This is a genomic window from Paenibacillus alkaliterrae (assembly GCF_021532375.1).
GTDB classification, from domain to species: Bacteria; Bacillota; Bacilli; order Paenibacillales; family Paenibacillaceae; genus Pristimantibacillus; species Pristimantibacillus alkaliterrae.
Genome location: NZ_JAKGAP010000011.1, coordinates 52057 through 64969 on the forward strand (window position 1 = coordinate 52057; position 12913 = coordinate 64969).

General features: G+C 51.1%; 9 protein-coding genes. 7 read left to right on the forward strand and 2 right to left on the reverse strand.

From position 1 onward, the window contains the following. Positions 1–35 precede the first annotated feature (35 nt). Entirely contained in the window at positions 36–650 is a 615-nt protein-coding gene (locus L1N85_RS06625; protein WP_235236320.1) for a flavin reductase family protein, read from the forward strand. Between the two features lie 525 nt (positions 651–1175). Here the strand turns inward: L1N85_RS06625 and L1N85_RS06630 are convergent. Continuing rightward, positions 1176–2015, reverse strand: a complete 840-nt coding sequence (locus L1N85_RS06630) for a carbohydrate ABC transporter permease (RefSeq protein ID WP_235236322.1) — start codon at positions 2013–2015, stop codon at positions 1176–1178. Then, positions 2015–2905, reverse strand: a complete 891-nt coding sequence (locus L1N85_RS06635) for a carbohydrate ABC transporter permease (RefSeq protein ID WP_235236324.1) — start codon at positions 2903–2905, stop codon at positions 2015–2017. The genes L1N85_RS06630 and L1N85_RS06635 overlap by 1 nt, the downstream gene beginning before the upstream one ends. Positions 2906–3087: 182 nt before the next feature. Between L1N85_RS06635 and L1N85_RS06640 the strand changes: the two genes are divergently transcribed. From L1N85_RS06640 to L1N85_RS06665, 6 genes are all read left to right on the forward strand, one after another. Then, complete coding sequence (locus tag L1N85_RS06640; protein WP_235236326.1) at positions 3088–4914, forward strand: sensor histidine kinase; 1827 nt, start codon at positions 3088–3090, stop codon at positions 4912–4914. Next, entirely contained in the window at positions 4907–6553 is a 1647-nt protein-coding gene (locus tag L1N85_RS06645; protein ID WP_235236328.1) for a response regulator transcription factor, read from the forward strand. Before L1N85_RS06640 ends, L1N85_RS06645 begins: the two co-directional genes overlap by 8 nt. Positions 6554–6683: 130 nt before the next feature. Beyond that, the gene (locus tag L1N85_RS06650) at positions 6684–7994 is read left to right on the forward strand and encodes a type 2 periplasmic-binding domain-containing protein (RefSeq protein WP_235236330.1); all 1311 of its coding nucleotides are present in this window, start codon (positions 6684–6686) and stop codon (positions 7992–7994) included. 97 nt (positions 7995–8091) lie between these two features. Further along, positions 8092–10194, forward strand: a complete 2103-nt coding sequence (locus tag L1N85_RS06655; protein ID WP_235236332.1) for a glycoside hydrolase family 36 protein — start codon at positions 8092–8094, stop codon at positions 10192–10194. Positions 10195–10458: 264 nt separating this feature from the next. Beyond that, positions 10459–11697: a TolB-like translocation protein gene (locus L1N85_RS06660; RefSeq protein WP_235236334.1), complete on the forward strand. Its 1239-nt coding sequence runs from the start codon at positions 10459–10461 to the stop codon at positions 11695–11697. Positions 11698–11991: 294 nt separating this feature from the next. Next, the gene (locus tag L1N85_RS06665) at positions 11992–12897 is read left to right on the forward strand and encodes an NAD(P)/FAD-dependent oxidoreductase (RefSeq protein ID WP_235236336.1); all 906 of its coding nucleotides are present in this window, start codon (positions 11992–11994) and stop codon (positions 12895–12897) included. Positions 12898–12913 lie beyond the last annotated feature (16 nt).

Genomic DNA, 12913 nt, shown 5'->3' on the forward strand with positions numbered 1-12913 from the left:
GTTAAAGTGTAGGAGAAGGGATAGGAGGTGCAAGCTTGATTTCAATCGATCCAACGAGTCAAAGCGTGCAGGATAACTACAAGCTGCTTATAGGCAGCATTATTCCAAGACCGATCGCTTTCATAACGACGCTTACGGGAGAAGGGGTGCTTAATGCGGCGCCGTTCAGCTTTTTTAATATCGTAACGGCCAACCCTCCCATGATCGCGGTTTCGGTACAGCGCAAGCAGGGCGGCGTACAGAAGGACACGGCGCGTAACGCTATCGAATCGGGACAATTCGTCGTTCACATCGCGGATGAAAGCTATATTGAAGCGATTAATGCGACCGCCGCTAATTTGCCGCCGGAGGAAAGTGAAGTTGCTTTAGCCGGCCTTACGTCTGCACCTAGCGAGAAGGTGAACGTGCCGGGAGTCACCGAGGCGAAGGTGCGGATGGAATGCGTGCTGGAGCAGGCTTTGCCCCTTGGAGGGACAGTGGAATCTCCGGCTTGCGACCTCCTTATTGGCCGCGTAGTATGCTTCCACGTAGATGAATCGTTGTATGAGAACGGGCGGATTCATGCGGAGGGGCTGAAGCCGGTCGGCCGTCTGGCCGGTAACGATTACGCAAAGCTCGGTGAGCAATTTACGATTGAGCGTCCAGTGTAAACGAATAAAACGACTGAAATATAGAGCATCCGCAGCGGATGCTCTATATTTTTTTCTATTTTGGGGGAAGTTATCGGGATTAAAAGGGGGACCTGTTATGGTTTTTTATATCTCGATTGCGATTATCGCATTGTAGTTATGAGTCCAGATGAGGCGGGTGAAGGTATATTAGATCTAGTTTTTAGATCTATCTTCACAGAATTGGTTAGTATGAGGTGTTTAGATCTAGTTTCTAGATCTATATCCGGCGATACCGCCCACATGAGTCCAGTTGAGACGGGTAATGGTATTTTAGATCTAGTTTTTGGATCAATTTTTTCAGGATTGGTTAGTTTTAGGATATTAGATCTAGTTTCTAGATCTATTTTAGGAGATGAGGCGCTATAGTGGACTTTTGCAGTAACTCTGCGGCTGTGGCGCTCGTATGGAGGTAACGGTTATAGTTGCCTTCTTAGCCATAGTCCAGCAATAACAAAAAGAGCTGTTTCCCTGGTCGCGAAACCATGGGAACAGCTCTTTTTAAAATCAGCCTTTCACCGCGCCGGCGACGACGCCTTTGACGATGTATTTCTGCAGGAAGATGAACACGATGATCGATGGCAGCACGGCCATGACCATGGCGGTCATCGCATATTGCCAATCCGATGTGTATTGGCCGACGAACGTGTAAGCCGCGAGCGTCAACGTCTTCGTATCCGGCGAGCCGTTCACCATCAGGAGCGGCAGCAGGAAATCGTTCCAGATCCACATCACGTCAATGATGATGATTGTCGTTGTCACCGACTTCAACAGCGGGAAGATGACGAGGAAGAACAGCTTGAAGCCCGAAGCGCCGTCAATCGTCGCGCTTTCGTCAATTTCCTGCGGGATGCCCTTCACGAAGCCGTGATAAATGAAGACGGCCAGCGGAGCGCCGAAGCCCCAGTAGAGAACGCCGAGTCCCCATGTGCTTTCAGACAGGTTCAAATCCTTTGCCAGCTGCAGGACCGTCAGCATGATTGATTGGAACGGAATGAGCATCGGCATAATGCATAGAAAGTATAGAACCGCGCTCCAGCGCGTTTTCGTTCTCGCGAGCTTATAGGCTGCGATGGAGGAGACGAGAATAATACCCGCCAGTCCCACCGAAGTAATAATAAAGTTGTTTAGGAACAGCTTCGGATAGTTGATAAACGACCAAACATACGAATAGTTCTCGAATACAAGCTGCTTCGGCAAAGCAACGACATCGGTCATCACCTCGCCGAAGCTTTTGAGCGAGTTGTTAATGGCCAGGAACAAAGGATACAGGAAGACGAGCGAGATGAGCACCATCACGATTTCAAGGACGATGCGTCCCGCTCTCGTTTGACTTTGCGTTTTCATTAAGCCTCAACCTCCCTGCGTTTGAAGATCGTCAATTGGATGATCGTAACGAACAGAACCGCAACGAACAGGATGAGCGCTTTCGCCGTCCCGTAGCCGTAAAGGTTGTTCTGGAACGTGTCTCTGTAGATGTCGTAAGCGATACTGTATGTCGTGCCGCCAGGTCCGCCGCCGGTAAGCGACAGAATCACATCGAATACTTTAATGGAGTTCGTCAAAGCCATAAACACGGAAATCGTGATCGATGGCGCAAGCAGCGGCAGCGTAATGCTGAAGAAACGTCTTACAGGTCCGGCGCCATCCACCGTAGCGGCTTCCTTCAAATCACCCGGTACCGACTGCAAGCCGGCGATGTAAATGACCAGGTAAAAGCCGATCGACTGCCAGATGGATACGAGCAGAATCGAAATAAACGCCAGACCCGGCTCACCCAGCCAGCTGAGATTAAAGATGCCCCAGCCCGTGCTCTCGCCCAGCGACTCAAAGCCTTGCATGAAGATGAACTTCCAGATGAAACCAACGATAACCAAGCTAAGAATGTAAGGAATGAAAAATGCAGCACGCAGCCAAGATGACGTTCTCAGCTTCATGTCAAGGATAACGGCAAGCAAGATGGCAAGCACGTTCACCAGCACGATGTACAAAATCGCATATTTAATTGTGAACCACGCAGAATTCGCAAAATTCGTGTCGCCCATAAAGATTTGTTTGAAATTATCGAGACCGACGAAGGTTGGATTCTTGGCAATGCCGTTCCACTTCGTCAAGGAATAGCGTATGGTCATCGCGAACGGGATATAGAAAGCTACGGCGATACAGATTAATACCGGAAGCGTAAAGATGCCGAATTCAAGCTTCTCGCTCCATTTTCTCCCTAATGATTTAAACATTGAAGCACCTCTTTCCTCGCAGTTTGTGTATGGCATCTCGTTGGCCCGCCTATACAACAAATCCGTATCAGCTATAATGTGTATTATAATTCAGCCCGTCACGCGCAAAAATGGATTTTACAAAACAGTTAGGGGTAAAAAGGTGAACCGAATATCAAGCCGCAGGGATGGTGATATGCATCATGAACAGAGCAGTCAAAGCCGTTCTGTCGGTCATGGAGCGTCTTTCGAGAAGACTGGTAAACAAGCTTATTTTGCTTTTCACGACCATTATTATACTTGTGGTGGGGTCATTGACCTTTATTTCCTATCAGATGCTTCAGAAGGAATCCGTATCAAGCAGCATAGCGAGCACATCCAACAATCTGCTGCTCGTTAATCAGAATCTCGAGGAGTATTTGAAGGGGATGGAGCAGCTGTCGCTGCCGCAAATTCGTTATGACGAAATCGTCTACGCGATTAATCATGAATCGGAGGATTACGCCTCGAAAATGTACGTGGAGGATTACCTTCGAGAGCTGTACTATTCCCGGACCGATTTAAAGGCGATTTATTTGTACGTCGTGAAGGAGAAGAAGTACTACGCCGTTACGAAGGAAAATTACAATATTACGGTGCGGACAGGCTCGGATGCGGACATTAGCGAGTTGCCGTGGTACGGGAAGGCGATGTCCAGTCCGGCTAACCGTTCGTATCAGTCATTCGTTCAGCCGGGCAGCGATCCGGGCTATAAGCTGAATACGGAGGACACCTTTATGGCTTACCATCGCGTTCTGCGGTCCATCGTTTCGCGCGAGCCGCAGGCGATGCTTTCCTTTTATTTCGATTCCACGGTGAGAGATGAAATTTTGAGAGACGTACCGTTCAGCGGGGGTCAGCATCTGATGTTTCTGAGCCCGGATAATGAACCGTTTTACGCCGATGATCCTTCTGTTTATGAAGAGATGAAAGCTGCCGCTTTGACGGAAGAGCTAACGGAAAGCGGACAAGGCCCAATAACCTTCTCTTCCGGGGAGCATAAATATTTGATCGTTTATAACGTAGGGGAGCAGCAGGGCTGGAAGCTCGTCAAGCCGATTCCGTATACGCAAATTTACGAAGCGGCGACGACCGCGAGAAACATCAGCTTCTCGCTCGGTCTGTTGTTTCTGCTGCTGGCCGTCATTCTCGTCACCTATTTCTCCAATGCGATTACGAAGCCGTTGAAGAAACTATCCTACCAAATGAACCGCTTCAGCGCCGGCGACTTCGATGCGGAGACGGAGGTGAAAGGGCGGGACGAAATTGCCTATTTGTCGCGCCACTTCAACCAGATGGTGAGAAGAACCAACGATCTGATTAACGAACGGTACAAAATGAAGCTGGTGGAGAAAAACGCGATTCTGAAAGCGCTGGAGGCCGAGATCAACCCCCATTTTCTCTATAACGCGCTTCAAGCGATCTCGACCAAGGCGTTAAAGCATGAGAGGCTCGACATTGCCGATATGGTCGATGCGCTTGCATTGACGCTCCGGTATTGCATTAGCGGCAAGGATATCGTGAGGGCCAGAGAGGAATTAAAGCATATCGGGAATTATCTGTCTCTGCAGAAAGCGAGATTCGGCAGCAGGCTTCAGGTGACGTACGATTGGGATGAATCGTTGATGGAGCTGGAAATGCCGAAGCTGTCGATTCAGACGCTGGTCGAAAATGCGATCAAGCACGCGGTGGAAAAGGTGTCCAGCATGATTACGATCGATATATGCGCGAAGCTTGTAGAACGGCATACCGTGATCTCCGTCCGGGATAATGGACCGGGCTTTACGAAGGAGCGACTGGAGCAGGTGAGAAGTTCGTTCCTCAGCGAGTGGGAGGACCGGGGTAGCGAAGGAGATAGCATCGGTCTCGTGAATTTGAATACCCGCTTGAAGCTGCTGTACGGGGAAGCGGCGGAGCTGGTCATTCGGACGGATAATACGGGTACGGAAATGGAAATGTTATTACCGCGGGGAGGCGTGAGCCATGTATAAGGTGCTCATTATTGACGATGAGGAGCCGCTGCGGGAAGCCATTCGCATATTGGGCGATTGGAAGGGGCTCGGCGTAGAAGAGGTGCTGGAGGCGACGGACGGCAAGATCGGACTGGCGATGCTGGCGGAGCAAAGAATCGATCTGGCGATGGTCGACATGAAGATGCCGGAGCTGAACGGGATGGAGCTGCTGCAAATCATAGAGCGCGATTACCCGGAACTGCTGACGATCGTCATCAGCGGATACAATGATTTTGAATATACGAGGCAGGCAATCCGGTCGAAGGTCGTCGATTATTTGCTTAAGCCGGTTAACCGGATTGATCTTAATCAGTCGCTCCGCAAGGCGGTAGATCTGCTCGATGCCAAGCGCAAGAAGGACAGCGAGTTTATTAACCGCAACATTACGCTCAATATGTCGCTTCCGCGACTGAAGGAAAAGATCTACCAGTCCATTATCGAACGAAGCTTCAAGAGCAAGACGAACGAAGCGTTCTTGCCGCTTATCGGAGCCGACGATCCCGGCAATCGGTTCACCGTCGCGGTATTTCGGATACTCAATTTGGAGCAGGTGAGAAAGCGCCGCTTTCATGAGGATACCGATTTACTGCATTTTGCCGCAGCTAACGTCATCAATGAAATCGCCGGCGACCATTTCGGCGCTTTCAGCTTTGCGAGTCCGAAGCAGGAGCGGGAGATGATCTCTATCTTGACGATGAAGGGCGGATATCCGGAGGATATTGCTTACCGCTCCATTCATCAAATGAACAAGGTGGCGGCAACGCTGGGGGATTTATTCGGCTTAATAGTCGTGGCGGGCATCGGTCCCTCCAGTGCCGACGCCATGGACATTGCCTCCTCCTACGAAGCGGCGAAAGGGGCCATCGGCGGCATCGATCTGCTAAAGCTGAAGAGTGGAGCGGTGCTGGCCGGCGTTGATAAAACGCATGCTCCCGCTGCAAAGGACAATCCTTCGCTGACAAGCCGCATGATGATGATCCGAAGTGCCTTGGAGAGCGGCAGTATCCAAAACGCCAAAACCGTTTTGGGCGATTTCGTCAAGAAGTGGCGAGCATCAGACGGCTTCAGCCTAGGAGATGCGGACCGTACGATTCACGAGTTTATTATCCTGCTCAATGATATGGCGCTTGAGCTTGGCGTTCAACAAGAGCGGCTGCCAATGGGCGGCCTAAGCGGGCTGCGGGCCATCGGCCTGTCAACCGATTTTGCCGCAATGGACGCTTTCGATAAGCTGCTCTGCGATATTTTGGACTATTACAGCGCTGAAATGAGGAAATCGCAGACGGTGAATCAGCCGTTCGACGTTGGGGATATTAAGTCTTATATCGATAATCATTATTTTGAGGATATCAAAATATCGATGTTCGCGGAGAAGTATTTTTTAAGCAGAGAGTACTTAATGAAGCTGTTCAAGCAGCAGTTCGGCTACGGCATTCACGAGTATGTGCAGAAGGTCAGAATGGACAAGGCCAAAGAGCTGCTGGACGATCCTGGCCTGAAAATACAGGATATTTCAGAGATGCTTGGCTACAAGGACAAAAACTATTTCAGCAAGGCATTCCGGAACTATTATTCCGTATCGCCAACCGAGTATCGTGCCGGCAGCAGTAACGGATAAAAAGTGAACAAGCGGCATCACTACACTTTTTTACCCTTAACTATTCACTTATGTACATTCTTATCCTGTTTCTTTTTCCTTACAATAGGCAGCAAGAACAACAATCAACAAGGGAAATGGGGGCATCACCATGAAGAAAAAGATTTTATCGTTATCCGTCAGCATAGCGTTGGTTGTTGGCATTTTGTCCGCTTGCGGAGCCAATAACAATGGGCCTGCGAACAACGAGGGAGCCGCTAATAACGGGGCTGCCGGAGATAAACCGGTTACGATTAATATGTTTACCGCTTCTCCCGAATACACGGACGCTTTTAACGCATACATCGCTGAATACAAAAAAGTAAAGCCGAACGTGACGATCAACCTCGAAATCATGCAGGCCGACTATAACACGGTATTGAAGTCAAAGATTGCGGCAGGCAGCACGCCTGATGTATTCCAAACGACGGCTGGCGGCGATATCGACACCTTTGCCGAATACAGCGCGGATCTGACAAACGAGCCGCTTGCGGCAGCGATGACCGATTCCGTGAAAATCAACATGAGTTCCACTGACGGCAAGGTTCTCGGCCTTCCTGTAAAAGGAAATCTGATGAATATGGTTTACAACAAGAAGCTGCTTGCCGATGCAGGCATTACGGAAGTTCCAAAAACGACTTCCCAAATGGCAGAAGCAATTGCTAAGCTGGAAGCAAAAGGAATTACCCCGTTCGCCAACGCTTATAAAGAGTGGTGGGTGTGGAAGCATATTTTCCAAAACTTCGTGAACACTGCCGCTGAAGATGCGGGCACGACGCCGAAGGAATTGGTTGCTCAGTTCATTGCCGGAGAAACAACGTTCAAGGAACACCCTGTCTTGCAGGATAATTTTTTCAGCTTCATCGATACGACGGTTAAGCACGGCACGAATAAGCCGTTAGAGCGCGACAGCAACGCGGGCGTAAGCGACTTCGCTTCCGGCAAAGCCGCTTTCATGACCGGTAAAGGCGCATGGGATGAAGAAGCCATTAAGAAAATTAACCCGGACTTCGAATTGGGCATCGTAGGTTACCCTGTCAGCGAGAAAGCTGAGCAAAATCAGCTCATCACAGGCGCGGACCAAGCGCTTCGCATCAATAAGGATTCGGCTGCAGTGAACGAAACGATTGCGTTCTTCAACTGGCTGTATACTTCCGATTACGGTAAAGACTGGTTCTCCAGCGTTGCGAAGGTTATTCCTCCAATCAAGGATGCTCCGCTTCCAGACCTGGATATGCCGAAGCAAATGGAAGAGATTTTGAAATCGGAAAAATCGGGCGACCTGACGGTTAACTATTCCCTGGATACGTTCCATCAAAAGTTTGGCGAGCTGATGCAGGCCTACATTGGCGGCAGCAAATCGAAGGATCAGGCAATCGACGAAATACAGAAGGCTTGGATCCAATTCGGTTCTGCACAGTAAGCTTACCCATAAGTGAACCCTTGACTCAGCACTTTACGGTGCTGGGTTAAGCTGTTTATAGACCCTTAAAATCCGGGTGAAAGGATGAAATTGCAGTATGAGTAAACGAATTGAATTAGCGGAAAATGGACTATACCTCGTTTTCGAGGTGACGTATAGCGGAGATGTCCGGTTTCTCCATTTCGGAGCGCAGCCGCTTGATGAAAACATCATACAAGAGAAGCAGAAGCCGGGCTTTCGCCTGATGGAGCTTCAGCTGACGGGGGAGGACCGGGCGGAGTATCACGGGCGGACGCACCGGGCGTCTTACCCGGGTCTTCGTATGGTGTACGATTCGCATAACGACACCCGAAACGAGCTTGGACGTAAGCTGGAGATCGGCTTGCGGGATGAGGTCACGGGATTGAAGGCAGCGCAGCATCTGCAGTTTTACGATGGCGTACGGACGGTACGGAGCTGGACGGTGCTGAAGAACGAAGGGCAAGCGCCAGCCGAGGTGGAATATGTCTCATCTTTCGCTTTGACAGGTCTGGATAAGGAAGGCGAGCGGGATCGCGATGACAAAATGAGACTATACCTCGCCCATAACGGCTGGCAAAGCGAGCTGCAGTGGAGATCGTATACGCTGCCCGAGCTCGGCATGTCGCATTTGATCGACCGCGGCTCGAAGCGGGTATCCTGCAGCAATACCGGCTCATGGTCGGCGGCCGAGCATATTCCGATGGCTGTGCTGTATAACGAGGAAGCGGGTACGAGCTTGTTTTGGCAAATCGAGAATAATGGCTCGTGGCATTGGGAAATCATTGAGCAATCCGATCTGCTTACGGTGCTGATCAGCGGTCCGACGGAGCATGACAATCATTGGTGGCTGAAGCTGCAGCCGGGTGAGGAATTTGTTTCCGTACCGGTTGCGGCAGGGACCGTGGAGGGCGGCTTCGAGCAGGCGATCGACCAACTGACGGCCTATCGCCGGACAATCCGCAGACCGAACGAGGATAACGAGCTGCTTCGGGTTATTTTCAATGATTATATGAATTGTTTATGGGGCGCGCCTACGACAGAGAAGCTGCTTCCGCTTATCGATGCGGCGGCTGACGTAGGCTGCGAATACTTCTGTATCGACGCAGGATGGTATGCGCCAGGCGAATGGTGGGACGGCGTGGGCGAGTGGCTGCCCTCGGAGGAAAGATTCCCCGAGGGAATCAAATTCGTGCTCGACTACATCCGCGGGAAAGGACTTATTCCGGGTCTTTGGCTGGAGCTTGAAGTGATGGGAATCAACAGTCCGAAGCTTGCGGATACGGACGACAGCTGGTTTTTCATGCGCCATGGCAAACGAGTAAAGGACCGCAGCCGTTACCAGCTCGATTACCGCAATCCGAAGGTCATTGCCCATGCGGATGAGGTAATTCGCCGTTTGGTAGAGGATTACGGCGTCGGTTATATTAAGATGGATTACAATATCAATGCGGGAATAGGTACGGAAACAGCGTCTGACAGCGTCGGCGATGGCTTGCTTCAGCATAACCGTGTCTACTTAAGCTGGCTGGACAGCGTCTTTGCGCGATATCCCGAGCTAGTCATTGAGAACTGCTCGAGCGGAGGCATGCGCATGGATTATGCGATGCTGAGCCGCCATAGCATTCAGTCGACGAGTGACCAAGAGGATTACGTGAAATACGCGGCTATTGCAGCCAGCTCGCCGGCAGCGCTGACGCCGGAGCAATCGGCGATTTGGTCGTATCCGCTGCGCGAGGGCGACGATGAGGAAGTTATTTTCAACATGGTCAATGCCTTATTGCTTCGTGTACATCAGAGCGGCCATTTGGCTGAGCTGAGTCCAAGACGGCGCGAGCTGGTGAAAGAAGCACTGGATTACTACAAATCAATCCGCGGCGACATTCCCGAAGCGCTGCCGTTCTGGCCGATCGGGCTGCCGAAGCAGCAGGATGACTGGATCAGCTGCGGCTTGCGCCGCGGTGATCGGATTTACCTCGCCGTATGGCGCATTGCCGGCAATACGTCGGAAATTCAGTTGCCGCTCGAGAGATGGCAGGGTCGTGAATTGACCGTCACTTGCGCTTATCCGGCTGCGTCGCCCGGAACTGAGTCGAAGTGGAACAAGGCGGATGGTATGCTGCATGTCAGGCTGCCTGCTACCAAGACGGCGAGATTATTTGAGCTTCAAGTTAAGAGCTGAACATTTATGTTGTACTTCGGGACAAAGTAGCTTATCAAGAGCTCGGTGCCGATTATTTAGGTTCGCGTGAAAAGACCGTCGATTACTAGGTTCGAAAGATCCAAGAGATAGGATTTCAAGTTGAACTTGATCAATGGAAATGAGAAAGCCAACTCAGCTTCTAATTAGACGACTACTGGCTTTTTTAGCGGCTTTTGTGCAAACGGTTTGTCCGTATTTTTCCTCTAGTTCGGGGAAACGTATGGTTGAAGGAGGATGAAAAGGATGCGCATAAAAATCGCTTTGTGGTTGCTGGCTATTGCGTTGTGTTTGGCCGGAACAGGAAACGCCGCATTCGCCGCCAAGGAAGACGCCGAGCTCCAAGCTGCATTTGTCCGGGGCGGTGATCTGTGGGTTAAGATAGGCAGCAGGGAGAAGAAGCTTGCGGGCGGCCCCCATATCTACGATCCAAAATGGTCGTTTGACGGAGCATGGATAGCCTTTGCGAAGGGCGAGGCGCGACAAGAGCTATGGATCCTTGACATGCGGACTGGGCATGGCAGTCTTGTGTCAGCGGAAGGCGGGCTTAACTTTCAATGGTCGCCTAACGATAACAAGCTAGCCTATCAGACCGGGCAGCAATTGCAATATGTGGATGTGTCTCAACCGAATACACTGCTTGAGACCGCTGAGGGCATCGGCAATTATTCGTGGCTGCCGGACGGGAAGGGCTTCTTCGCCTCCTCGCAATCGGAACTGTTGACCGAAGGCTGGACGCCGATCAGTTTATATCAAATTCCGCTGCAGCAGCTGGGAGATCCGGGAAAATATGTGACGGTTCATGTGCTTCCTAAGCCATCCGATGATTTTTTTGCCGTCGGTACGAGTCCCTTCAAATGGTCCGCGGATGGGCGCTGGATCGCTTTTCTTGCTACGCCTACAGCTTCATTATCGGCTGACAGCAATACGCTGTGCGTCGTATCCTCCGACGGCGTCGTGTTTAGAACGCTGGATCAGATGGTGAATCATGAGCAGTGGTTTGAGTGGGGCCCGCGTGATGCGCAGTTAGCTTATATCGTGGGAGTAGGACGCGAGGCCGGCAGCAATAAAAGACTTAAAGTGCTGAAAGTCACCTCCGGCAAATCCGGGATTTATACGCCGGAGGGCTTCGTCGACAACGATTTTGCATGGCAGGGAGCTGAGCACATCGTAGTCTCGAGAGAGATGGAGCTGAAGCAAGCGGACGGACTGGCCGAGCGGAGTAATCCCCGTTTGCTCACTGTAGAGCTGGCTAGCGGGAAGCAATCGGTAATTACGAAGCCACCGGACGCATTTGGCGATTATAATCCGCAGTCACTGCCGGAGAAGCTGTCTTGGGTGAGAAGCGATTCGAAGACCGCGAATGTCATCGTCAGCCGTCCGAACGGATCCAAAGCGAAAAACTGGCTGACGAGCATCGATCAGCCCGACTCCTATTACGGACAGATGCGCTGGGACAGCGTGCTGAGATTTTTGATCAGGTAAGAAAGCACGGGCTGAAGGAGCAGCTGGCAAGCGGCTGTGGAGGATGGAGTTACTCTTAAAGAAAGCCCGCGGGCGCATCAACAAGTGCGCCTGCGGGCTGTTTTCGTTGTAGAGCACGGGTATGGAAAGAAACCGGGACCCTTTTCCCGGTTTTCATGATAAAGCGCCAAAGCCTCTAAGCATTTAGCCAATCGCTGCGGGCATAGTGCATTCATCTTAGCATGAGCGGTCTCATTGTTCTATATAATTAGGTATAAACTACCTTTTTTTTCGACAGGGTTGGGGGTGAGCGACATGTGGCTGGATTGCGCCATTATAGGCGGGGGACCGGCAGGTCTGAATGCGGCATTAGTGTTAGGCAGATCCAGGAGACATGTGCTGTTGTTCGATCATAACCGGCCTAGAAACGCCGTGACGCATGAGTCTCACGGCTTCATAACCAGGGATGGCATCCCGCCGAGGCGGTTTCGCGAGCTTGCCCATCAGGATATCGCCAAGTATCCTACCGTTACGATTAAGCCGGACAAGGCAATCGAAGTCACGCCTTATTACGGGGGATTTCGGATCAAGACGAGCAACGGCGTATGGTTTCAAGCCCGCACGATTATTTTAGCTGCAGGGTTAAAGGAATTTTTGCCGTCTGTGCCGGGCATCCAGCGTTTTTATGGAAGAAGCCTGTTCAGTTGCCCTTACTGCGATGGCTGGGAGCTGCGGGATAAGCCGATCGCCATCATTTCGGAAAGCGCGAATGCGTTCCATTCGGCCAAAATCGTCTATAACTGGAGCAAGGACATCCTCGTTTGTACGAATGGAGAGAACTGCTTAAGCGAGGCGCAGCAAGGGCAGCTTGAGAGGAAGGGCATACGGGTAAATCGGCATCGCATTAGAGAGTTAGTCGGCGAGAATGGAATGTTAAACAGGATTAGATTTGAAAATAACGCAGAAGTGAAGCGGACTGGCGGCTTTATATCCCCGCGGTGGGATCAGGCTGTTTCTTTCGGAGAAGCGCTTGGCTGCGCGATGACCTCCCAGGGCGGCTTCGTAACGGATGCTTTCGGGCGTACGAGCGTGAGAGGCGTATACGCTGCGGGAGATTCCTCCATCATTGCGCCGACTCAGCTCATTATTGCCGCAGGCGAAGGCAGCAAGGCCGCGATTGGCGCGAATACGGATTTGACGAATGAGGATTTTTATAACTAATTCGGTTACATAAGGC

Coding starts and splice junctions, on each gene's coding strand:
- L1N85_RS06645 (WP_235236328.1), top strand. CDS start 4,907: ATGTATAAGGTGCTCATTATTGACGATGAGGAGCCGCTGCGGGAAGCC.
- L1N85_RS06650 (WP_235236330.1), top strand. CDS start 6,684: ATGAAGAAAAAGATTTTATCGTTATCCGTCAGCATAGCGTTGGTTGTT.
- L1N85_RS06630 (WP_235236322.1), bottom strand. CDS start 2,015: ATGAAAACGCAAAGTCAAACGAGAGCGGGACGCATCGTCCTTGAAATC.
- L1N85_RS06660 (WP_235236334.1), top strand. CDS start 10,459: ATGCGCATAAAAATCGCTTTGTGGTTGCTGGCTATTGCGTTGTGTTTG.
- L1N85_RS06635 (WP_235236324.1), bottom strand. CDS start 2,905: ATGTTTAAATCATTAGGGAGAAAATGGAGCGAGAAGCTTGAATTCGGC.
- L1N85_RS06655 (WP_235236332.1), top strand. CDS start 8,092: ATGAGTAAACGAATTGAATTAGCGGAAAATGGACTATACCTCGTTTTC.
- L1N85_RS06640 (WP_235236326.1), top strand. CDS start 3,088: ATGAACAGAGCAGTCAAAGCCGTTCTGTCGGTCATGGAGCGTCTTTCG.
- L1N85_RS06665 (WP_235236336.1), top strand. CDS start 11,992: ATGTGGCTGGATTGCGCCATTATAGGCGGGGGACCGGCAGGTCTGAAT.